Here is a 24,328-nt window from a genome sequence, read left to right as displayed (position 1 = left end):
GAAGATCAAGGACCGGGCAGGAAGAATTTATACAGACAGAATAAAGGAAAAGGAAGGCCGGAATGTATCAACGGGTGAAAGCATATGTGGAAAAATACCATATGTTACAGGAGAATGATCATGTAATCACAGGCGTATCTGGAGGCGCAGACTCCGTATGCCTTCTTTTCATGTTAAAAGAATTTAAAAATGAGATGCCATTGGAACTGACGGTGGTGCATATCCATCATGGGATCCGCGGTGACAGTGCAGATGCCGATGAGAGATATGTAAAGGCACTATGCAGACAACTCGGGGTCAGGTATCTGGCATTTCATGAGAATGTGGAGCAGTATGCAAAAGAACAGGGCCTGACGCTGGAAGAGGCGGGCAGGAATATCAGGCGGCAGATATTTGAAAAGGTGTGCAAAGAGAAAAACGGTACAAAGATTGCGCTGGCGCATCACCAAAATGATAATGCGGAGACGCTTTTGTGGAACTTAAGCCGCGGATGCGGCCTGCGTGGACTTGGCGGTATCAGCCCGGCAGAAGGAGATACCGTCCGGTATATCCGTCCGCTTCTCTGTGTGCAGAGATGTGAGATTGAAGCATTTTTACAGGAAAAGGGAATCAGTTATTGTACGGATGAGACGAATCTGGAAGATCACTATACGAGAAACCGGATCCGGAATCATGTGATTCCCTATCTCGAACAAGAGGTCAATCCGCAGACGGTCATGCACATGTCCGAGACGATGGAACAGATGCGTGCAGTGTGGGCGTTTATGGAACAGGAAGTGCAAAAATGCAGGGAGCGATATGTGGAAAAGCGGCCGTGTGGGAGTGCAGAAGATCTGTATGAAGAACGTGAAAACGTTCCGGAACTGCTGATCAAAGAGGAATTATTCCGGGATGTCGATAAGACTGTACGTTCGTTCCTGATTCATGCGCTGCTATGTGAACTGGCGGGGCGCAGAAAAGATATCGAGCAGGTGCATGTAAGACTGATCGAAGATCTGGCACGGCTTCAGACCGGAAGAAAGATCAGCCTTCCTTATAAAATGACTGCGGAAAAATGTTATGATGGAATCCTGCTTGACAGATCGGATCTCAAAACAGGGGAAAAAGAGGACGCCGGCAATGAACCGGGAGTGCATATGCGGATGTTTGAACAAACGGCGGAAACAGGCGCATTTCCTAAAAAAACCTACACGAAATGGTTTGACTATGATATAATTAAGAGCACTGTAAAAATAAGACATAAAGAGCCTGGTGACTATATCACAATCGACAGAAATGGCGGAACGCAGAGTCTGAAGAAGTATTTTATCAATGCGAAGATCCCGCGGGAAGACAGAGATAAGATCTGGCTGGCAGCAGATGGCAGTCACATTCTGTGGATTATCGGATACAGACAGAACCAGGCGTATCAGATTACAGATAAGACCAAAAGGATTTTGGAAATAGAATTTAACGGAGGAGAAGAAGATGGCAGAGACAGTTAAAGTATTAGTTCCTGAAGAGGATGTTGCAAAGAGGATCAAAGAACTTGGAGAACAGATCAGCAAAGATTATGCGGGAAAGCAGGTGCATCTGATCTGCGTGTTAAAGGGCGGAGTATTCTTTATGTGTGAACTGGCAAAGAGAATCACCGTTCCGGTATCTATGGATTTTATGAGTGTCAGCAGCTACGGTGACGGAACAAAGTCAAGCGGTGTCGTTAAGATCGCCAAAGACTTAGATGAGACACTGGAAGGAAAAGATGTGCTGATCGTGGAGGATATCATTGATTCAGGAAGAACATTATATTATCTGATGGATATCCTGGCTAAGAGAAATCCAAAGAGTATGAAGCTTTGTACGCTTCTGGATAAACCGGAAAGAAGAGTAAAAGATGTAAAAGTAGATTATGTCGGATTCAATATCCCGGACGAATTTGTTGTGGGATATGGTCTGGATTACGCTCAGAGATATAGAAACCTTCCGTTTATCGGAGTAGTAGAGGGCGTAGAATAGGCGTGTCACAAGAAAGGAGCCTGAAAATTGGATAATAAGAAAGTGAGAGGACTGAACGGTGCTGTATTTCTGGTGTTTGTCATATTTTTGTTCGCAGCATTATGGTTTACCAATCAGTTCGATCAACGAGAAAAAGAGATTACCTGGAAGAATTTCCAACAGTTGGTTCAGAATGACAAGATCGAGTCGGTAGAAGTGAATCAGAATAAGAGTGTTCCGACAGGACGTGTAGAGATTACGTTGAAGGGAGACGACGATTCCGATAAGATCAGATATCTGTATGTTTCTGATGTTAACGAGATCCAGGATTATCTGAAAGAACAGAATGTGGAGTATACGATGCCGGATATCCCGCAGGACAGCTGGGCAGCAACCACATTTCTGCCAGTTATTCTTACACTGGGCGGAGTTTTCCTGCTCTTCGGTCTGATGAACCGGCAGGGCGGCGGTGCGAATTCGAAAGCAATGAATTTTGGAAAGAGCCGTGCAAGACTGAGTACAGACCGTGACAAGAAAGTGACATTTGCCCAGGTGGCAGGTCTGGAAGAAGAGAAAGAGGAACTGGAGGAGATTGTTGATTTCCTGAAATCTCCGAAGAAATATATCCAGGTGGGAGCAAGAATCCCGAAAGGCGTGTTGCTGGTAGGCCCTCCGGGAACCGGTAAGACACTGCTTGCGAAGGCAGTTGCCGGAGAAGCGGGAGTTCCGTTCTTTACGATCTCCGGTTCGGATTTTGTGGAAATGTTTGTCGGTGTCGGTGCATCCCGTGTCAGAGACCTGTTCGAGGAGGCTAAGAAGAATGCACCTTGTATCATCTTTATCGATGAGATCGATGCAGTTGCAAGACGCCGTGGAACCGGAATGGGCGGCGGACATGACGAGCGTGAGCAGACACTGAACCAGTTACTTGTAGAGATGGATGGTTTTGGTGTCAATGAAGGTATCATCGTGATGGCTGCAACCAACCGAGTAGACATCCTTGATCCGGCAATCCTTCGTCCGGGACGATTCGACCGCAAGGTTATGGTTGGAAGACCTGATATCAAAGGGCGTGAGGAGATCCTTAAGGTTCATGCGAAAGGCAAACCACTGAGTGAGGAGATCAATCTGCAGCAGATCGCGCAGACAACAGCAGGATTTACAGGTGCAGATCTGGAAAATCTTCTGAACGAGGCAGCAATTCTTGCAGCGAAGGATAACAGAGTATTCTTAAAACAGGATGATATTAAGAAAGCATTTGTAAAAGTCGGAATCGGTGCAGAGAAGAAGAGCCGTGTCATTTCCGAAAAAGAGAAGAGAATCACAGCATTTCATGAAGCAGGGCATGCAATCCTGTTCCATGTACTCCCGGATGTGGGACCTGTATACAGTGTCTCGATCATCCCGACAGGAAGTGCGGGAGGATATACGATGCCGCTTCCGGAAAAGGATGAGATGTTTAATACAAAAGGAAAGATGCTTCAGGATATTACGGTATCACTCGGCGGACGTGTAGCCGAAGAAGAAGTATTTGATGATATCACAACCGGTGCATCCCAGGATATCAAACAGGCAACCGGTCTGGCAAAATCCATGGTTACAAAGTTCGGTATGTCGGAAGCAGTCGGGCTGATCAACTATGATGATGACAACAATGAGGTGTTCATCGGACGTGATCTGGCGCATACAGCAAGAGGCTACGGAGAGGGTGTGGCTACTGTGATCGACCAGGAAGTAAAGAGAATTATTGATGAATGTTATGACAGAGCAAGACATATCATTAGAAAATATGACGATGTTCTGCATACATGCGCAGACCTTCTGCTGGAAAAAGAAAAGATTTCTCGGGAAGAATTTGAAGCGCTGTTCCCGGAAGATGTATCGGAGGACTAGGAGGAAGAGTTTTCCTTTCCGGAAACAAAAAATGAGAGAGGTGTTAGTTATATGAATAAGGCGGCTTTATTTTGCGATGGAACAGAAGGGTATGTATATCCCCCTGAACCGAAGGAGAATGAACTGGTAACGTTCCGGTTCCGTACGGCGAAGGATGATGCAGACAGAGTAGGGCTTGTGACATCGGCTGACACATATGTAATGGAAAAAGAGTGCACACAGGGAGAATTTGATTATTATACGTTTGAAGTGCGTCTGGGGGCAGAGCCTTTCAGATATTGTTTCGAAGTGCAGTCAGGAACAGAAAAATATTATTATGGACGATGTGGAATCTCTCGCGAGATCCTGGAGTATTATAACTTTGTTGTAGTACCCGGATTTTCCACACCGGACTGGGCAAAGGGAGCGGTTATGTATCAGATATTTACAGACCGCTTTTATAACGGAGATAAGTCAAATGATGTAGAGACGAACGAGTATTACTATATCGGAGATTATTCCCGGAGAGTAACGAACTGGGATAAATATCCGGCGAACATGGGTGTAAGAGAATTCTACGGCGGGGATCTGCAGGGAGTCATGGATAAACTTGATTATCTGCAGGAGCTGGGTGTAGAAGTTGTATATTTTAATCCATTATTTGTGTCACCGTCGAACCATAAATACGATATCCAGGATTATGATTATATTGATCCGCATTATGGGAAGATCGTAGATGACGGAGGTGAGGTGCTTCCGGATGGTGTGACGGACAACAGTCAGGCAACGAAGTATAAAAAACGCACGACAGGTCTTAAGAACCTGGAAGCAAGTAATGAGTTGTTCATTAAGCTGGTAGAAGAATTACACCGTCGTGGTATGAAAGTGATTCTGGACGGCGTGTTCAACCATTGCGGTTCTTTCAATAAGTGGATGGACCGTGAGAGAATATACGAAGGCGAAAAAGATTATGAACCGGGTGCTTATATATCGGCAGACAGTCCGTACAGAAGCTACTTCCGTTTCTTCAAAGAAGGACCGGAGAACTGGCCGTATAATGGTAATTATGATGGCTGGTGGGGACATGATACTTTGCCGAAACTGAATTATGAAGATTCTGTAAAGCTGGAAAATTATATCTTATATATCGGGCGGAAATGGGTATCACCGCCGTATAATGTAGATGGATGGCGTCTGGATGTGGCAGCAGATCTGGGACGCAGCAATGAATATAACCATGATTTCTGGAAGAAATTCAGAAGAGCCGTGAAAGATGCGAATCCGAGTGCACTGATCCTTGCGGAACATTACGGAGATCCGAGCGACTGGCTTAAAGGTGACGAGTGGGATACCGTCATGAACTATGATGCATTCATGGAGCCGATCACATGGTTTCTGACAGGAATGGAAAAGCACAGTGATGAGGCCAGAGAAGAACTTCTCGGTAACATCGATAACTTTATCGGGTCGATAGCACACCATATGTCGAATATGCTGACCCCTTCACTGCAGGTAGCGATGAACGAACTTTCGAACCATGATCATTCGAGATTCCTTACGAGAACGAACCACATGGTTGGCCGTGTAGAACATCTGGGACCGGAAGCTGCAAATGAATATGTAAATAAAGCGGTTATGCGTGAAGCGGTCGTCATGCAGATGACATGGGTCGGAGCACCGACCATATATTATGGTGATGAGGCGGGCGTCTGTGGATTCACGGATCCGGATAACAGAAGGACCTATCCGTGGGGACGTGAAGACCATGAACTGATTGCGTTTCACAAAGAAGCGATCCGCATCCACAAAGAGCATCCGGCACTTAGAACCGGTTCTCTGAAGATTCTTGGCGGAGAAGAGAATGTCCTGTCTTATGCAAGGTTCAAAGGCAATGACCGGATCGTCATTGTGATCAATAACCGCAGCGAACGTACGGAAGTGAAAGTTCCTGTATGGGAGGCTGAGATTCCGGCGAAATGTCGTATGAAACGTCTGCTGTATTCTTACAAAGACGGATATACAACAGAGTATGAGGAATATCTGGTGGAAGATGGTGAAGTGGTTGCAAATATGGGACCGCATTCGGCATTGGTGCTGGGAATGCGGAATGAAGAGGAGCATGACTGGCTGTATATCCTGTAGAGTGGAGATAAAAAAGATTACCGGAAAAGGAACTGTCCTTTCCGGTAATCTTTTTTAATATCTGAGTATGCAAAAAAGAGACTGTAATTAATTCTGTGTAAACTCTAAAAGAGCTATATATCCTCTTGGATTGATGTTAAAATAAATATCAATTCAGGAGGATTTTTTTATGGCACGAAGAAGAAAAATGGATCCAGAACGCAAAGCGTTCATCAACAGCTTGTTGGAACACTATCAACCAAAGGATGCTCAGGATATCCAGGACATGCTGAAAGACCTGTTAGGCGAAACGCTGCAAGGTATGTTAGAAGCTGAAATGGATGATCACCTTGGATATTCCAAGTATGACTACAAGAACAAAGAGACAGACGATAGCCGTAATGGTTATAGTCCTAAAACTGTTACCTCTTCAATGGGAACGATCGATCTGGATATACCACGAGATCGAAAGGGAGATTTTGAACCGCAGATTGTGAAAAAGAATCAGACAGATATCTCAAACATTGAAGATCAGGTACTTTCTATGTATGCAAAAGGAATGACGACAAGAGATATCTCCGCTCATCTCAAAGATGTTTACGGTGTGGATGCATCCGCAGAAATGATATCACATATGACAGATCGAATCCTTCCTATCGCAAAAGAATGGCAAAACCGGCCGCTGGAAAGAAAATATGCCATTGTTTTTATGGATGCGGTACATTTCCATGTTCGGGAGGACAATCGAACGGTAAAAAAGGCAGTTTACGTTGCTATAGGTGTTAAACTGAACGGAAAACGTGAGGTCCTCGGCATGTGGGTAGGAGGAAATGAAAGTGCAAAATACTGGTTGTCCGTCCTCAACGAGATAAAAAACCGAGGTGTAGAGGATATCATGATCGTATCTGTGGATGGATTGACCGGATTCGGGGATGCGATTCATGCAGTATTCCCGCAGGCAGAGATCCAGAGGTGTATTGTACATCAGATCCGTTATTCAACAAAGTTTATTTCTTACAAAGATCTAAGACCATTTATGGCAGATTTAAAGCTGGTTTACAAAGCAGATACAGAGGATCTTGCACTCACAGCCCTGGATGATCTGGAAGAAAAATGGGGTAAAAAGTACCCTGCTTCCATTGGATCCTGGAGAAATAACTGGACACAATTATCCACATATTTTAAATATCCATCTGAGATACGTAAATTAATATATACTACAAATTCCATCGAAAATTTTAATCGCCAGCTACGCAAGGTTACGAAATCCAAGACTATTTTTCCGACGGATGATGCTCTTTTCAAGATACTCTATCTGGCAATGATGGATGTCACAGAAAAATGGACCGGAAAGGCTTGGGACTGGGGTCTGACACTGGATCAGTTATGCATCTATTTTGGGGATCGGATCCAGCCGGTGGATATCGACTAAGCATAGATCCAATTACATATCAAGGGTAAATAAACACCCGATTTTATCGGGTGCCCTTGACATGCAATAAAATCCATGCTACTAAATAGACAACGGGCTGAACAGCAAGAGATGCCATTCAGCCCATCACATTATATTTTAGTATTCTATAAACCTACGATTTTATCATCAATCTGAGAGGTTTACACAGAATAATTTACACTACCGCAAAAAATGGAGTTGCCTGCGGCAGGTTCTCTGTGTTATTTTGTAAGAACTTCTACTCCGTCTTCTTTGATAAGAACCATATATTCAATCTGGGCAGAAAGACCGTCATCATCTGTATAAACGGTCCAGCCGTTGTCTTCATCTACATAGAATTCCGGAGATCCCTGATTGATCATTGGTTCAATCGTGAACATCATACCTGGGACCAGAACCATCTCGCTGCCCTTTGGAGTAACATAACTTACAAATGGTTCCTCATGGAATTCCAGACCGATTCCATGACCGCCGATCTCTTCTACGACAGAATATCCGTTTTCCTGTGCGTGGGAATTGATCGCATAAGCAATGTCTCCGAGATGTCCCCATGGTTTTGCGGCTTTGAGGCCGAGTTCCACGCACTCTTTTGTGACACGGACGATGCGTTCTGCTTCCGGAGATACCTCACCGATCGTGAACATACGGGATGCATCGGAAAAATAGCCGTTTAAGATAGTAGATACATCAACATTGATGATATCGCCATCGATCAGGATCTCGTGTTCACTTGGGATGCCGTGGCAGATAACGTTGTTGATAGAAGTGCACACGCTTTTCGGAAATCCTTCATAATTCAGAGGCGCAGGAATCCCGCCATGCTCTGTTGTAAAATCATACACCAGTTTATCGATCTCGGCAGTGCTCATTCCTGCGTGAATATGAGCAGCTACATGATCGAGAACTGCGGTGTTCAACGCTGCACTTTTTTTAATCATTTCAATCTGTTCTGGTGTTTTCAGTAATGAACGGTCAGGAACGATCTGACCTTTGGACGCAAGTGTCCATAATTTAATATCTAATTTATCCACAATACTACCTGCTTTCTACACAAATTTTCCACATGTATTATAACACGTTTTGGAAAAAGAGACAGGGGAATTTTTGTCAGCAGGAGTGAGCCGGATGAAAAAACATCTGTCTCGTATTGTCTCGGCCATAAAAATAAGTTATAATTTTACTGGTATTGTATACAGAAAGTGGGTAAGCTCATAGGTAGGACTTTTCTAAACCGGAAATTCTATATGGTGCAGAATAAACGAATACACAGGCAATATAGAAAGGAGCAGATATATGTTAAGAATTGGAATGCTTACAAGTGGCGGCGACTGCCAGGCACTGAATGCAGCAATGAGAGGCGTCGTAAAGGGGCTTGTTTCAAAAAGGGATGATGTAGAGATTTATGGATTTCAGGATGGATATAAGGGTTTGATCTATTCGAATTTTAAGATGCTTACGTCAAAAGATTTTTCGGGAATCCTGACACTTGGCGGAACAATCCTGGGAACATCCAGACAGCCGTTTAAGTTGATGAGAGTACCGGATAAGGACGGAATTGACAAAGTAGAGGCGATGAAACACACATATCACAAGTTGAATCTGGACTGCCTGGTAATTCTGGGAGGGAATGGAACACACAAATCAGCCAATATGCTGAGAGAAGAAGGACTTAATGTGGTAACACTCCCGAAGACGATCGATAATGATCTCTGGGGAACAGATATGACGTTCGGGTTCCAGAGTGCAGTAGATATTGCAACAGATACGATTGATAAGATCCATACAACAGCGACATCTCACAGCCGTGTATTTATCGTGGAAGTAATGGGACATAAAGTAGGATGGGTCACACTTCATGCAGGAATTGCCGGTGGTGCCGATATTATTCTTCTTCCGGAGATGCCATACGATATCAATTCAGTGGTTAACGCAATTGAAAAACGCGGCAAAGCAGGGAAGAGATTTACAATTATTGCTGTTGCCGAAGGTGCAATTTCAAAAGAAGATGCAGCACTCTCAAAGAAAGAATTAAAAGAGAAAAAAGCAAAGAAGAAATATCCTTCTGTTGCATATGAACTTGCCGAGAAGATTCAGGAAAAGACAGATAAAGAAGTAAGGATCACAGTTCCCGGACATACACAAAGAGGCGGCTCTCCGTGTGCATATGACCGTGTACTTGCAACAAGACTTGGTGCAGAAGCTTCGAGAGCAATTTTGGAAGGTGATTTCGGATGTATGGTAGGGACCAGAAATCAGGAGATTATCCGCGTGCCATTGTCAGAAGTTGCCGGAAAACTAAAATATGTAGATCCAAAAGCATCGATCATTGACGAGGCAAAGACCATTGGTATCAGCTTCGGTGATGAATAGATGCGGAGACTGAGCAGGATCTCCATTTAGACAAGGAGTGTAAAGAATGTCATATACGGCATTATACCGTAAGTTTCGTCCGGATGAATTCGAAGATGTAAAAGGACAGGATGCGATCGTCCGGACATTGAAGAACCAGATTAATGCAGATCGTATCGGACATGCATATTTGTTCTGCGGGACCAGAGGAACCGGAAAGACAACCGTTGCGAAGATATTTGCGAAAGCAGTCAACTGCGAACATCCGGTAGATGGAAGCCCGTGCGGGGAGTGTGCAATGTGCCGGTCGATCGCAGCTGGTACATCGATGAATGTGATCGAGATTGATGCGGCATCTAATAATGGTGTGGATAACATCCGTGAGATCCGTGAAGAGGTCACATATCGCCCGACAGAAGGGAAATATAAAGTATATATTATTGATGAGGTGCATATGCTGTCGATCGGCGCATTCAATGCATTGTTAAAAACATTGGAAGAACCTCCGGAATATGTTATATTTATTCTTGCGACAACGGAGGCACACAAGATTCCGATTACGATCTTGAGCCGATGCCAGCGATATGATTTTAAAAGAATTTCCATTGAGACGATCGCAGCGAGATTGCGTGAACTGATCGATAAAGAAGGATGGGATGTGGAAGATAAGGCGGTCCGCTATATCGCAAAGATGGCGGATGGCTCTATGAGGGATTCACTGAGCCTTCTGGATCAGTGTGCGGCATTCTATATGAATGAGACACTGACATATGATCATGTACTGGAAGTGCTGGGAGCGGTGGATACGGAAGTATTCAGCCGGCTGTTAAGACAGCTGCTTGCGATGGATGTACATCAGGTGATCGAGACGGTAGATGAGCTGGTAATGCAGGGAAGAGAATTGTCTCAGCTGGCGGCAGATTTCACATGGTATCTGAGGAATCTGCTTCTGGTGAAGAGCTCGGATGATATGGAAGATGTACTGGATGTATCATCGGAGAATCTGGCACTGTTAAAAGAAGAAGCACAGATGATTGACAGTGATACACTGATCCGCTACATCCGCATTTTTTCGGATCTGACGAATCAGTTGAAATATGCGACACAGAAGAGGGTTCTGCTGGAAGTAACCCTGATCAAATTATGCCGTCCGGCAATGGATCAGAATAAGGACGCCCTGCTGGACCGCATCCGTGCGATTGAAAAACAGCTGGAGGACGGAGCGTGGGAAGCACCGGTCAGGGAGCGTGTTGTGTATGCATCCGATGCAAAAGAAGCAGCGGCACCGAAGCCGAAACCGGAACTTCCGCAGGCATTAAATGAAGACGTGAAAGCGGTGGCAAAAGATTTCCGGATGATCATCAATGAGGCTTCCCCGATGCTCCGCACATATCTGAAAAAAGCGAGATTAAGTGCCGGAGAAGGCAACCGGCTTCTGATCGTGCTGCCGGATGAACTGAGTGCCAGTGCAGTTGCGACGCCGGATCACAAAGAAGAGATCCAGTCGTTGATCGAGCAGAAGATCGGTAAAAAAGTAGAGATAGACGTCCGCCAGATGGAGGCAGGACGCAGATTCGAGGATCACTTTGTGGATCTGGAGAACCTGATCAATATGGAAATTACTGTAGAAGACGAATAGGAGGATATTATCATGGCAAAAAGAGGAGGATTCCCAGGAGGCGGGATGCCGGGAAATATGGCAAATCTGATGAAACAGGCACAGAAGATGCAGCGTCAGATGGAAGAACAGGCAAAGGAAATGGAGACAAAAGAATTCAGTGCAACTGCAGGCGGCGGTGCTGTTGAAGTAACTGTATCCGGAAGCAAGAAGATATTAAAAGTAAAACTGGATGAAGAAGTAGTAGATCCGGATGATGTAGAGATGCTGGAAGATCTGCTTGTGGCAGCAGTCAATGAAGCACTGGAGAAAGTAGACGCAGAGACAACTTCTGCAATGTCTAAGTTCACCGGCGGCATGGGCGGCGGAATGCCGGGATTATTCTAAGAGAAGATCCGGAAAGAATGATTCTTACAGGGAGTTAAAAAATTATGGATTATTACAGTAATCAGATGAGCAAATTGATTGAGGAACTGTCATGCCTTCCGGGAATCGGAGCAAAATCTGCGGCAAGACTTGCGTTCCATCTGATCCATATGCCGGTTGATGATGTAAAAAGACTGGCTTCTACGATGGTGGAAGCCAGAGAGAATATAAAATATTGCAAAGAATGTTATACACTTACCGATCAGGAACTGTGCCCGATCTGCAGTAACAGTAACCGTGATCATCAGACGATCATGGTGGTTGAGAATACAAGAGATCTTGCGGCATATGAAAAGACAGGGAAATATAATGGTGTGTATCATGTGCTTCATGGTGCAATCTCTCCGATGCTTGGGATAGGTCCGGAAGATATCAAATTAAAGGAACTGATCGGGCGTCTGCAGGGAGATGTAAAAGAAGTGATCATTGCAACGAATTCGAGTCTGGAAGGTGAGACTACAGCGATGTATATCAGTAAGCTGATCAAACCGACGGGAATTAAAGTAAGCAGAATTGCAAGCGGTGTTCCGGTCGGAGGAGATCTGGAGTATATCGATGAAGTGACGCTTCTCCGGGCGCTTGAAGGAAGGACAGAACTGTAGAGCGTTTGTCCCAGCCAGAGGTGAGAGAATGAAGAAAAAGGTTACATCAACAGATATTGCCCATGCTGCCGGAGTATCACAATCTACGGTTTCTATGATCCTGAACAAAAAATATGATGTGTCATTTGCCAAAGAAACTGTGGAAAAAGTAGAAAATGCTGCAAAAGAGCTGGGATACGTCCCGCCGAAACGGAAAACGAGGAAGGGGACAAAAAGAGAGAAACTTCTGGTTGTATTTTGCCCCAATCTGACGAATCCGTATTATGTTATGCTGCTGCAGGGAATCGAGGCGCATGCAAAAGAAAAAGGATTTGGTCTTTTTGTATGTAATACACAGAGAGATCTCCGGATGGAAGAACGCTATCTGAAAATGATGTGGCAGTTACGGCCGCTGGGGATTATCTACACCTGTAATCCGAGCCATTGCTTTATGGATCTGGTGGGAGAGATTGCAGAACAGATACCGGTTGCGATCGTAAATAACCAGAATGAAAAGATGAATGTAGATGCAGTGGAACTTGATAATTCAAAACTTGGAAGAGTGATGGCGAAGCATCTGCTGGAATTAGGTCACAGAAAGGTTGCATATATAGCACCGCCATTGACAGCAAGACAGAAACAACGTTCAAAACGGGTGGAAGGTTTCCTGAAAGAGTATGAAAAAGCCGGTCTGCGAGACCAGGTGATCATCAAGGCGGCAAAAGAAGAGATTGATCTTGATGTGGCACATATTGATTCCGAATATAAGATCGGATATGAACTGACGAAAGAGTTGTTGAATGAAACGACAGATGTGACAGCAATTGTCGGATTAAATGACATGATTGCATTTGGAGTCATGGATGCACTTCATGAGGCAAAGATAAAAGTGCCGGCCGATGTGTCCGTGATGGGATGTGATAACACACTGTTTGCCAGAATGCATAACATGAATCTGACGACGATCGAGCATTTTGTGACTTTTAAAGGAAGGGATGCATGTGATATTATAATGAAGAAGATAGCATCACATCATTCAGCGAATATGGAAACAGCACCGATCAGTACCTATCATGTGGAATATGAACCGCAGCTGATCGTCCGTGGAACAACAACGTATGCAAAAAATGCACGAAAAAAGAAAAATTAATTCTTTTGCGAAAATTATTATTAATAATTATTCAATTTTACAAACTGAAAATACATGTTAGATGTTAATGCCCCTTATAAATGCGTGAAAATCGATAATAAAAAGAAAAAATCAAAAATAATGTTAACATTTCCATCAAAAATTTTAAAAAAGTTCAATTAATAATTTGAAAATATTAATAAAGAAAATTATTAATAAAAAATCATGGCTATTGACCGGAGTTCCATGAATAGAGTATAATTTATATCAAACGATAACAAGGGAATGGTGAACAGATTTCACCGGTTTTAAGGAGGAAGAATAACATGAAATTTTTCATTGACACAGCGAACGTAGAAGATATTAAGAAAGCAAATGACATGGGAGTTATCTGTGGAGTAACAACAAACCCATCTCTGATCGCAAAAGAAGGTAAAGTATTCGAAGAAGTTATTGCTGAGATCGCTTCTATCGTAGACGGACCAATCAGTGGAGAAGTAAAGGCAACAACAACAGATGCTGAAGGCATGATCGCTGAAGGAAGAGAGATCGCTAAGATCCATCCTAACATGGTAGTTAAGATCCCTATGACAGTAGAAGGATTAAAAGCAGTAAAAGTTCTTACAGCTGAAGGAATCAAGACAAACGTAACACTGATCTTCAATGCGAACCAGGCACTTCTTGCAGCAAGAGCCGGCGCTACATATGTATCACCATTCCTTGGACGTCTGGACGATATCTCTACAAGAGGAGTAGACTTAATCTCAGAGATCGCACAGATCTTCGAAGTTGCAGGAATCGATACAGAGATCATCGCAGCAAGCGTACGTAACCCAATCCACGTAACAGACTGTGCATTGGCAGGTGCTGATATCGCAACTGTACCTTACAAAGTAATCGAGCAGATGACACATCATCCATTAACAGATGCAGGAATCGAGAAATTCCAGGCTGATTATAAAGCAGTATTCGGAGAATAAGAATAAGTAAAGCTATCATATAAATGATTCAGGAGGAACAACATGAACAAATTAGAGCTTATGAAGACAGCCAACGAAGTCCGCAAGGGCATCGTTACTGCAGTTCACAGTGCAAAATCCGGACATCCGGGTGGATCACTGTCAGCAGCAGACATTTATACATATCTGTATTTTGAAGAGATGAATATTGATCCTAAGGATCCTAAGAAAGCAGACCGTGACCGTTTTGTATTATCAAAAGGACACACAGCACCAGGATATTATTCAACACTGGCACACAGAGGATTCTTCCCGGTTGAAGATCTGACAACTCTTCGTAAAGTTGGATCATACCTTCAGGGACATCCGGATATGAAACACATCCCAGGTGTTGATATGTCAAGTGGATCTCTTGGACAGGGCATCTCAGCTGCAGTAGGAATGGCTATTTCAGCTAAGCTTTCAGATGATGATTACAGAGTATACACACTTCTCGGAGACGGTGAGATCCAGGAAGGACAGGTATGGGAAGCTTCTATGTTAGCAGGACACAGAAAGCTGGACAACCTGGTAGTGATCGTTGACAATAACAACCTTCAGATCGATGGAAAGATTACAGACGTTAACTCTCCATATCCGATCGATAAGAAATTCGAGGCATTTAACTTCCATGTGATCAATATTGATGGAAATGACTTTGACCAGATCGAAGCAGCTTTCAAAGAGGCTCGCAAGACAAAGGGAATGCCGACTGCAATTATTGCAAAGACAATCAAAGGAAAAGGAGTTTCCTTCATGGAAGACCAGGCCGGATGGCATGGAAAAGCTCCTAATGATGAGCAGTATGCACAGGCAATGGAAGAATTAGAGAAAGCAGGTGAAGCATTATGTCAGAAGTAAAGAAAATAGCAACAAGAGAAAGCTACGGTAATGCTTTGGTAGAATTAGGAAAAGAACATGAAGATCTGGTAGTGTTAGACGCTGACCTTGCAGAAGCTACCAAGACGGGAATGTTCAAAAAAGCTTTCCCGGAACGTCACATTGACTGTGGAATCGCTGAGTGTAACATGATCGGAGTTGCAGCAGGTATCGCTGCCACAGGAAAAGTTCCGTTTGCAAGTTCATTTGCTATGTTTGCAGCAGGACGTGCATTTGAGCAGGTTCGCAACTCAGTCGGATATCCAAAATTAAACGTTAAGATCGGTGCTACACATGCCGGAATCTCTGTTGGAGAAGACGGTGCTACACATCAGTGTAACGAAGATATTGCTCTTATGAGAACAATTCCTGGAATGATCGTGATCAATCCTTCCGATGATGTAGAAGCAAAAGCAGCTGTAAAAGCAGCTTATGAGCACGTAGGTCCTGTATATCTCCGTTTCGGAAGACTTGCAGTTCCGGTTATCAATGATAATGCAGAATACAAATTCGAGATTGGTAAAGCCATCACACTTCGTGAAGGTACTGATGTAACAATCATCGCAACAGGTCTTGAGGTATCTGAATCCCTCGCAGCAGCAGAGAAGCTCGCAGCAGACGGAATCAGTGCAGAAGTGATCAATATGCACACGATCAAACCGTTGGATGAAGCAGCGGTTGTTGCAGCAGCAGCTAAGACAGGAAAGATCGTAACAGTTGAAGAACACTCTGTTATCGGCGGACTTGGAAGTGCTGTATGTGATGTAGTTGCAGAGAAAGCACCGGCTAAAGTAATGAAGATTGGTGTAAATGATACATTTGGTGAGTCTGGTCCGGCTGTAGAACTGATTAAGAAATACGGTCTTGACGCAGACAGCATTTATGCAAAAGTAAAAGCATTCGTAAAATAATAATATAGAACGGATAGTCAGAGGCTGTCGCTTTAACGAAAGAGATTTCGTTGGGCGGCAGCTTTTTTGCGGTAAGCAATTAAAAACGGTCAGATTCGCTCTTTGTTTGTGCAAAATCAACCAAAAACAGTCAAAATATTTGTGAACTAATGTGATTGAAAATGACTGAATTTGACGATATAATGAACTCAACAAGTTGAAAGGAGTAAGAAATATGATTTATACAGTTACGTTTAATCCATCGTTGGATTACATCGTTTCAGTGGACGATTTTAAACTCGGACTTACAAACCGTACAAGCTCAGAACTCATGCTTCCGGGTGGAAAAGGGATTAATGTTTCTATCGTGCTTAAGAATCTTGGAATCCAAAGTACGGCACTTGGATTTATGGCCGGATTTACGGGAAAAGAAATTGCAAGACGATTGGAAGAAGAAGGTGTAGCATCTGATTTCATTCAGATTGAAGAAGGAATATCAAGAATCAATTTGAAACTGAAATCCATTGACGGAACAGAAATTAATGGAAGTGGTCCAAAGATTCCGAAAGAGAAAGTAGAAGAATTGATGAAGCGTCTGAATACGATGAAAGAAGGCGATGTCTTATTCCTTGCAGGAAGTATCCCGGCATCTATGCCAGACGATATCTATAGCAGAATCATGAAAGAGTTGAAAGATAAAGGCATCATGATCGTTGTGGATGCAACAAGAGATCTTCTTATGAATGTACTGGAGTATCGTCCGTTTCTGATAAAACCAAATAATCATGAGCTTGGTGAGATCTTCGAAGTGACACTTAAGACGAGAGAGGACGTCATTCCTTATGGAAGAAAGCTTCAGGAAAAAGGAGCCAGAAATGTGCTGATCTCGATGGCGGGAGAAGGTGCGGTGCTGATTGCGGAAAATGGAGAAGTATATAGTTCGCCGGCGCCGAAAGGAACATTGGTCAATGGTGTAGGAGCCGGAGATTCCATGGTGGCAGGTTTCATGACAGGCTGGATGGAAAAGCAGGATTATGAGCATGCTTTCCGTATGGGAGTCGCAACAGGAAGCGCAAGTGCATTTTCCGAATATCTGGCAACCAGACCGGAAGTAGAAGAAGTATATAAACAGCTGGTGTAAGGCATAAAAGAGAAAAGTGTTACAAAGAAAACGATTTATCAACAGGAGGGAAAATTATATGAGAATCACAGATTTGCTGGATGCAAGAAGTATTCTTTTGAATGCATCGCCAAAGAGCAAAAACGAAGCACTCGACCAGATCGTTGATCTCATGGTAAAGAGCGAAAAGATCAATGATAAAGAAGCATATAGAAAGCAGGTATATGCAAGAGAAGAAGAAAGTACGACAGGAATCGGAGAAGGAATCGCCATTCCGCATGGAAAATGCGATGCGGTAACAAAACCGGGACTGGCAGCAATGGTAGTTAAGGATGGTGTGGATTTTAATTCGCTGGATGGGGAGCCTGTTACACTGATGTTCCTGATCGCAGCACCGAATACAGAAGACAATATCCATCTGGATGTATTGAGTAAGTTATCTGTTCTTCTGATGAATGAAGAATTTACAGAGGCTTTGAGAAATGCGGAGACAGTAGAAGAATTTATGGGTATCATCAATGATGCCGATGAAAAAGAAGCAGGAATTGATGAAAGACTTGCGGGAGAAGGAACGGCAGCAGAAGAAGAGACCAGAGGAAAGGTTAAGATTCTTGCAGTCACATCCTGCCCGACCGGAATTGCACATACGTATATGGCGGCTGAAGGAATTGAAAAAGCTGCAAAAGCAAAAGATTGTGCAGTAAAAGTGGAGACAAGAGGTTCCGGCGGAGCGAAAAATGTACTGACTTCAAAAGAAATCGAAGAAGCAGATGGAATTATCGTAGCTGCAGATGCACAGGTTCCGATGGATCGTTTTGACGGAAAGAAAGTCATTGTCTGCCAGGTGTCTGATGGTATCAGTAAAGCAGGTGAACTGGTTGACCGTGTGATCAGCGGGGACGTTCCGGTATATCATGCGGCAAATGGAGCAGAAGTGCAGGAAAGTAAAGGTGGAAGATCATCCGGCAGCGTCGGACATCAGATTTACACACAGTTGATGAATGGTGTATCCCATATGCTTCCGTTCGTAGTCGGCGGTGGTATTCTGATCGCACTGGCATTTTTGATCGACGGACTTTGCGTAGATATGAATGCATTGGCAAAAGCAGATAGAGCTAACTTTGGTACTATTACACCGGTAGCGGCGCAGCTTAAGACGATCGGCGGACTTGCATTTGGATTGATGCTTCCGGTACTTGCGGGATATATAGGTGAAGCAATCGGAGACAGACCGGCACTTGCGGTTGGATTTGTAGGCGGAGTTATCGCAGCAAACGGAAAATCCGGATTCCTCGGAGCGCTGGTAGCTGGTTTTGTGTCCGGATATCTGATTCTTCTTCTTAGAAAACTGTGTGACAAGCTTCCGGATGCACTGGAAAAGATTGCACCGGTTCTGATCTATCCGGTAGCCGGAATTCTTGGAATCGGCCTTCTTATGAACTTTGCGATTGAGCCGGTCATGGGAGCGATCAATACTGCACTGAACAACGGACTGACCGGAATGGGTGGCTCAAGCAAGCTTGTGCTTGGTCTGATCCTTGGCGGAATGATGGCGATTGATATGGGAGGCCCGTTCAATAAGGCGGCATATGTGTTCGGTACAGCCGCAATCGCAGCAGGAAATTATGATATCATGGCAGCTGTTATGATCGGAGGAATGACCCCTCCATGTGCAATTGCACTTGCAACATTATTATTTAAAGACAAATTTACAAAATCAGAAAGAGAAGCAGGACCGACAAACTTCATTATGGGACTCGCATTTATTACCGAAGGAGCGATTCCATATGCGGCAGCAGATCCGCTTCACGTACTGCCGGCCTGCATTGTCGGTTCTGCGGCAGCCGGAGCACTGTCTATGGCATTTGGATGTACACTGATGGCACCGCACGGTGGAATCTTCGTATTCCCTGTAGTGGGAAATGCAATCATGTATCTGGTGGCACTGGTAGCAGGAACTGTAATTTCAGCGGTATTACTCGGAGTACTCAAAAAGAAAATTATATAAAAATAATAGTAAAATACAGGTTTGTCCGCAGAGATGTTGACAGACCTGTAAAAAATGAATAGAATGAAAATCACCAAATGTAATATTCTATGGAGGTATGAAGAATGAAAGAATTTAAGTATGTAATCACAGATAACGAAGGAATCCACGCTCGTCCGGCAGGAGAACTGGTGAAACTTGCAAAATCTTTCGAATCATCAGTGATGATCGAAAAAGAAGGAAAGAAAGCTGACTGCAAGAAGATCTTCGGCCTTATGGGACTTGGTGCTAAGAAAGACCATGAAGTAACATTTACATTTGAAGGTGCTGATGAAGAAGCAGCTTGCGAAGCAGTAAGCAAATTCATGCAGGAGAACCTGTAGGAGGACATATGCTTACAGAACAGCGTTATGAACAGATATTGAAGCTTCTTGAAAAAGAAGGCAGTATTACCGTGACAGAAGTTAAAGAACTTCTGGATACATCGGAATCGACCGTGCGCAGAGATATCACAGCACTTCATAATGCGGGAAAACTGGTGAAAGTGTTCGGAGGTGCGGTCGCATTAGATCACGTGGTAACACCGCAGGAGCCGACAGTGGCTCAGAAAATAACCGTTCATGTATCGGAAAAACGGCAGATTGCAGAATATGCCGCAAGATTGATCGGACAAGGTGAATATATATATCTTGATGCAGGAACCACAACCGGATATATGCTGGAATTTCTGCGGGATAAAGATGTAACTGTTGTGACGAATGCGGTAGTGCATGCTCAGCAATTGGCAAAGTCCGGGGTGAAAGTACGACTGGTTGGAGGAGAACTGAAAAGTTCCACGGAAGCGGTTGTCGGAAGTGAGGCAATGGAGACGATTAGAAAGTATCATTTTACCAAGGGATTCTTTGGTACCAATGGTGTGACTAAGAAAACAGGGTTCACGACACCGGATGCGAGTGAAGCAATGGTCAAAAAGATTGCGATGGAACAGTGCCAGGAAAAATATGTATTATGTGACGAGTCTAAGTTCGGTGAGGTGAGTTCTGTAACGTTTGCTCCGTTTGCAGGCGCAAAAATCGTTACAGATCAGATGCCGGAAGGATACCGGGACTGTGGAAATATTATAGTCATATCATAAGAACAGAATATAATAAGATAGGGATTCCTGAATGATTTATTCGGGAATCTCTTTTTATGTACCAAAATTTGAAAGAAAAGCTGCCTGAAATCCCGGAAGTGTGTCGGGAAATAAAAAATTGTATCGGAAAATTCCATGGACAGGTCCCATTAACTGATAAAATACGCATATTTTGTATGATATCATAGGCAAAAATATATAAGACGAGGTGATTGTGTCATGGAAAGACAACTTCCAAAAAACGTAAGACAGATAGGAAATGTAAGTGACAATCCAAAGATATATGTAGAAGATTATGTAGATACATATCTGAACCAATTAAGAGAAAAAGCGAAAGAACAGCCGGTTGGAGTGATTCTGGCGGGAGAAGTGCTGGAACTGGAAGACGAAAAGGCTGTATTTGTGTCAGGAGCTGTACAGATGCAAGAATTATCGGAAAAGGATGGTAAACTTGAAATCGGACAAGATGGAATGAAACATATGATGGAAGAAGCAGCGCAGTATTTTCCGGAAAGTCATATTGTCGGATGGGGAATTGTTGAAGAAGGCAATCCGATGAGCCGCAACCGGGAAGTGAAGAAAATACAGGAAAGAGAATTTGGGCAGGAAGGAAGTCTGTTCCTGTGGAAAAACGCAAGAGAGCAGGACGAGATATTTTATGCGTACAAATTTGGTGAACTGATGCAGATCGGAGGGCATTACATTTATTATGAAAAGAATCCTGAGATGCAGAACTATATGATCAATACACGCAAGGAGAATGGAGTAACCCCCAGTGAAGTGGTTGAGGATCGAGCTGCAAAGAATTTTCGTAGTGCAGTGAGAGAAAAGATGGAATATAAAGAGCAGCATCAGAGTTCGGCATTTGCCTATATTACGAGTGCAGTGCTTGTGCTGATCGTATTGGTGATTGGGATCACAACGGTTAATAATTTTGATAAAATGAAAGCGGTACAGAATTCTCTGGAAACACTTTCGGAAACAGTCGGTGGCGGACAGGCTGATGCAAAGACAAGGACCGAAACCGCTGAAACGGCGAAAAACAATGCAAAAGAAGCGTCTGGAACGGTAAAGAAAGCAGAAGGGACAACGACATCAGAAACATCGGACGGACAACTCTCCGATCAGGATTTTTATGTAGTACAGAAAGGCGAAACACTTGCGGGAATCAGTCAGAAATTATATGGAGATACGTCTCATGTGAAGGCAATCTGCAAAATGAATGGGCTGTCTGACGGCAACCTGATCTATATAGGACAAAAATTATTACTCCCATAAATGTGAAATGTGGTATACTAGGGTACACAGTATCAGAAGAAACGTTGAAAGGATGACCAACGGATGGAACGCAGGAAGAACAGCAATCTCCATGTTGTGAGAGAGCCGGAAGATCCCACGGATAAGATCATAGATGAGATTATGGATGAACTGAACAGTGAAGATGGGATGCCGGAGAAAGAAGTCCGGGAAGAGTTGATGAAAAGAAAAAAAAAGAAACAGAAAAAGATGATGGTTGGTATTGCGATAGTGGCTGCAGTGGGCGTGTTGATATATCTGCTGATCAATCTACAGACATATACCAAGGTCCGGATCAGTGATACCTATGTTGGTGAGAGTGCATCGGACAATAATTATGTACAGTTTTCGGACGGTGTATTGAAATATAGTAAAGATGGTATTTCGTATCTGAGCCAGACCGGAAAAGAGAAGTGGAATCAATCCTATCAGATAAAGAATCCAATGATAGATATTACAGAAAAGTCGGCAGCGGTTGCGGACAAAGAAGGCAATGATATTCTGGTTTTTCAGGAAGATGGCCTGAAAGGTGAAGTGCATACGACGATGCCGATTGAAAAAGTCAGTGTATCGGAACAGGGAATTGTAAGTGCAATATTAAAAAGTGATACAGCAATGAAAGTAATCTGTTATGATACGGCAGGAAACATATTGGTAGAGCATAAGACCTCACTTGCAGGAAGCGGATATCCGGTGGATGTGGCTCTGTCTGCAAATGGTCAGTTGATGCAGGTGCTGTATCTTTATACGCAGGATGGCCGGATCGAGGGCAGATTACATTACTATAACTTTGGAGATGCGGGAAAAGATAAGACAGATCATCAGGTTGCTAAAAAGAGCTACAAGAACACAATTATGGCATCCGGATTTTTTGTGGATGAGAATACATCGACGGCAATCGGTGACAATGCTATGGTGATCTATACCGGAAAAGACATTCCGAAACAAGCTGTAAAGATAACCATGGATAAGGAGATAAAAAGTGTATTTCATAATGAGAAATATATCGGTCTGATCCTAAAGAATCAGGGAAAGGGCGGTTATGAGCTCAGGTTATACAATAAGACCGGAAAAGTCGTGCTGTCGAAAGAATTCACCGGTGATTATAATCATGTGAAATTATGTGATGATCAGGTGATTATGTATGACGGAAAAACATGCAGTATATTTATGAAAAATGGTGTACAGAAGTTCAAAGGCAGGATGGATAATAACATACAGGAAATATTCCCGGTTGGAGGGGTGAACCAGTATATTGTGTTGAGTGCGAATGGAATGGAAAAAATCCGTCTTGTAAAATAAGGAGAAAGTATGCATATGAATTGGCTGGAAATATCCATAGGGATCGTGTTTCTGATCTGTATCATAACGGGACTGGTCAGAGGTGCAATCCGGATTATGGTATCGTTGATCGCAACAATTGTCACGTTTGTGATTGTTTTCTTTGCAACGCCGTATGTGTCTCAGGCAGTAGAGAAATATACGCCGCTGGATGATATGATAAAGCAGAAAGTAGTCAGTACGATGGCAGATGCGGCGACTTCGGCAATTACCGGAGGAGGTACTGTATCCGGACAAGGGCTGAATGAAGCAGCGGTAAAGAAGGCTTTGAAGGCAGCAGGTGTCAGTGAAGAGATGTTGAACCGGTATGGAATCTCGATTTCAGATATTGTAAATGGAAAGATCGACAGTTCTGATCTTGCGAAGTATGGAATCTCTGCAAATGTGCTAGATGGTCTTACCGGTGGAAGTGGCAGCAGTGTAGAAAATGTTATAGAAAATGCAGATATACCAGAAAGTCTGCAGGAGACAATGATTAAGTCTGCAGATATACCGGAGGTATTCAAAAATCTGTTGCTTAAAAACAATAATAAAGAAATGTATGATGAATTGGGCGTTAAAACATTTCCGCAATATATAGGGGCCTATGTTGCCAGACTGGTGATCAATATTATAGCATTCATACTTACGTTTATTGTGGTGACGGTAATTATAAGAGCGGTTGTGTTTGCCTTGGATATTGTATCAGAACTACCGGTAATCGGTTTCTTTAATCATCTAGCAGGCGGTGCACTTGGAATCGGAATTGCACTTATCATTGTGTGGATCCTGTTTATGATTGTGACATTAATGTATACGACGGCTGTCGGAAAAGAAATCTATGAAATGGTACAGAACAATTCCATTCTGAAATTGATATATGATTGCAATCCGGTCATGAGGATGGCAGTGAAATTGATTTAATATGGATATAGCTTTTTGTCTGTATGGGAAATGAGATCAGGGAGAATATTCCTGGTCTTATTTTTTTGAATTGTCATGTCTGCAGAGATAATCTTCTTGTAAATATGTCTATAGAAGGAGGGAGAATAGAAGTTAAATTATCTGAATTGTCTAAATTGAAGAAAATATAAAAACAACGTTGACAATTCAAACGCCCTTGTGGTATATTAATCTAGCTGTCGCGTTAGACAAGGCCGTGAGGTAACAGAGTCGAAGC

Annotated in this window: 21 protein-coding genes; 20 read left to right on the top strand and 1 reads right to left on the bottom strand. The window is 43.3% G+C overall.

Features of this window, described 5'->3' with window-relative positions; genetic code table 11:
• The first annotated feature begins 62 nt into the window (after window positions 1–62).
• From tilS to OCV72_RS15445, 5 genes are all read left to right on the top strand, one after another.
• Entirely contained in the window at window positions 63–1,484 is a 1,422-nt protein-coding gene (gene tilS, locus OCV72_RS15465) for a tRNA lysidine(34) synthetase TilS (protein ID WP_055284723.1), read from the top strand.
• A complete protein-coding gene (gene hpt / locus OCV72_RS15460) occupies window positions 1,468–1,995 on the top strand; it encodes a hypoxanthine phosphoribosyltransferase (RefSeq protein ID WP_028087649.1) in 528 nt (175 codons plus the stop codon). Before tilS ends, hpt begins: the two co-directional genes overlap by 17 nt.
• A 27-nt stretch (window positions 1,996–2,022) precedes the next feature.
• Window positions 2,023–3,867 (top strand): ATP-dependent zinc metalloprotease FtsH, encoded by a 1,845-nt coding sequence (gene ftsH / locus OCV72_RS15455; RefSeq protein WP_055284721.1) that lies wholly within the window; start codon window positions 2,023–2,025, stop codon window positions 3,865–3,867.
• Between the two features lie 51 nt (window positions 3,868–3,918).
• Window positions 3,919–5,988, top strand: coding sequence for a glycoside hydrolase family 13 protein (locus OCV72_RS15450; RefSeq protein WP_055284720.1), 2,070 nt, complete (start codon window positions 3,919–3,921; stop codon window positions 5,986–5,988).
• Between the two features lie 187 nt (window positions 5,989–6,175).
• Window positions 6,176–7,399 carry an IS256 family transposase gene (locus OCV72_RS15445; protein ID WP_390607495.1) on the top strand — a complete coding sequence of 408 codons (1,224 nt, stop codon included), beginning with the start codon at window positions 6,176–6,178 and terminating at the stop codon, window positions 7,397–7,399.
• A gap of 242 nt (window positions 7,400–7,641) precedes the next feature.
• Here OCV72_RS15445 and map read toward each other — a convergent pair whose 3' ends face one another.
• Entirely contained in the window at window positions 7,642–8,451 is an 810-nt protein-coding gene (map, locus tag OCV72_RS15440) for a type I methionyl aminopeptidase (protein ID WP_028087646.1), read from the bottom strand.
• Window positions 8,452–8,713: 262 nt separating this feature from the next.
• Here map and OCV72_RS15435 point away from each other — a divergent pair, with 262 nt between their 5' ends.
• From OCV72_RS15435 to OCV72_RS15365, 15 genes are all read left to right on the top strand, one after another.
• Window positions 8,714–9,790 (top strand): 6-phosphofructokinase, encoded by a 1,077-nt coding sequence (locus OCV72_RS15435; RefSeq protein WP_055284716.1) that lies wholly within the window; start codon window positions 8,714–8,716, stop codon window positions 9,788–9,790.
• Window positions 9,791–9,836: 46 nt separating this feature from the next.
• Window positions 9,837–11,408, top strand: a complete 1,572-nt coding sequence (gene dnaX, locus OCV72_RS15430) for a DNA polymerase III subunit gamma/tau (RefSeq protein ID WP_055284714.1) — start codon at window positions 9,837–9,839, stop codon at window positions 11,406–11,408.
• 12 nt (window positions 11,409–11,420) lie between these two features.
• On the top strand, window positions 11,421–11,774 hold the full coding sequence (locus OCV72_RS15425) for a YbaB/EbfC family nucleoid-associated protein (RefSeq protein WP_006427477.1): 354 nt from the start codon (window positions 11,421–11,423) through the stop codon (window positions 11,772–11,774).
• A 44-nt stretch (window positions 11,775–11,818) separates the two neighbouring features.
• The gene (gene recR / locus OCV72_RS15420; RefSeq protein WP_028087642.1) at window positions 11,819–12,415 is read left to right on the top strand and encodes a recombination mediator RecR; all 597 of its coding nucleotides are present in this window, start codon (window positions 11,819–11,821) and stop codon (window positions 12,413–12,415) included.
• Window positions 12,416–12,443: 28 nt separating this feature from the next.
• Window positions 12,444–13,544 (top strand): LacI family DNA-binding transcriptional regulator, encoded by a 1,101-nt coding sequence (locus tag OCV72_RS15415; RefSeq protein ID WP_055284712.1) that lies wholly within the window; start codon window positions 12,444–12,446, stop codon window positions 13,542–13,544.
• A 305-nt stretch (window positions 13,545–13,849) separates the two neighbouring features.
• Window positions 13,850–14,503: a fructose-6-phosphate aldolase gene (fsa, locus tag OCV72_RS15410; protein ID WP_006427473.1), complete on the top strand. Its 654-nt coding sequence runs from the start codon at window positions 13,850–13,852 to the stop codon at window positions 14,501–14,503.
• 42 nt (window positions 14,504–14,545) lie between these two features.
• Window positions 14,546–15,382, top strand: coding sequence for a transketolase (locus tag OCV72_RS15405; protein ID WP_055284710.1), 837 nt, complete (start codon window positions 14,546–14,548; stop codon window positions 15,380–15,382).
• Entirely contained in the window at window positions 15,370–16,311 is a 942-nt protein-coding gene (locus tag OCV72_RS15400) for a transketolase family protein (protein ID WP_055284708.1), read from the top strand. Before OCV72_RS15405 ends, OCV72_RS15400 begins: the two co-directional genes overlap by 13 nt.
• A gap of 214 nt (window positions 16,312–16,525) precedes the next feature.
• The gene (gene pfkB, locus OCV72_RS15395) at window positions 16,526–17,431 is read left to right on the top strand and encodes a 1-phosphofructokinase (RefSeq protein WP_055284706.1); all 906 of its coding nucleotides are present in this window, start codon (window positions 16,526–16,528) and stop codon (window positions 17,429–17,431) included.
• 58 nt (window positions 17,432–17,489) lie between these two features.
• Entirely contained in the window at window positions 17,490–19,418 is a 1,929-nt protein-coding gene (locus OCV72_RS15390; protein WP_055284704.1) for a PTS fructose transporter subunit IIABC, read from the top strand.
• A 104-nt stretch (window positions 19,419–19,522) separates the two neighbouring features.
• Entirely contained in the window at window positions 19,523–19,780 is a 258-nt protein-coding gene (locus tag OCV72_RS15385) for an HPr family phosphocarrier protein (protein ID WP_028087635.1), read from the top strand.
• An 8-nt stretch (window positions 19,781–19,788) separates the two neighbouring features.
• Window positions 19,789–20,532 carry a DeoR/GlpR family DNA-binding transcription regulator gene (locus OCV72_RS15380; RefSeq protein ID WP_055284702.1) on the top strand — a complete coding sequence of 248 codons (744 nt, stop codon included), beginning with the start codon at window positions 19,789–19,791 and terminating at the stop codon, window positions 20,530–20,532.
• 219 nt (window positions 20,533–20,751) lie between these two features.
• Window positions 20,752–21,810: a LysM peptidoglycan-binding domain-containing protein gene (locus OCV72_RS15375; RefSeq protein ID WP_055284700.1), complete on the top strand. Its 1,059-nt coding sequence runs from the start codon at window positions 20,752–20,754 to the stop codon at window positions 21,808–21,810.
• A 63-nt stretch (window positions 21,811–21,873) separates the two neighbouring features.
• Window positions 21,874–23,130, top strand: coding sequence for a DUF5711 family protein (locus OCV72_RS15370; RefSeq protein ID WP_055284698.1), 1,257 nt, complete (start codon window positions 21,874–21,876; stop codon window positions 23,128–23,130).
• Between the two features lie 15 nt (window positions 23,131–23,145).
• Window positions 23,146–24,072, top strand: coding sequence for a CvpA family protein (locus OCV72_RS15365; protein ID WP_081021090.1), 927 nt, complete (start codon window positions 23,146–23,148; stop codon window positions 24,070–24,072).
• Window positions 24,073–24,328: the final 256 nt, after the last annotated feature.

Origin of the sequence: Dorea amylophila (genome assembly GCF_025567265.1) — a bacterium.
GTDB lineage: Bacteria > Bacillota > Clostridia > Lachnospirales > Lachnospiraceae > Dorea_A > Dorea_A amylophila.
Note: the sequence above shows the minus strand (reverse complement) of the source record. Positions and strands in the feature narration are given on the sequence as shown.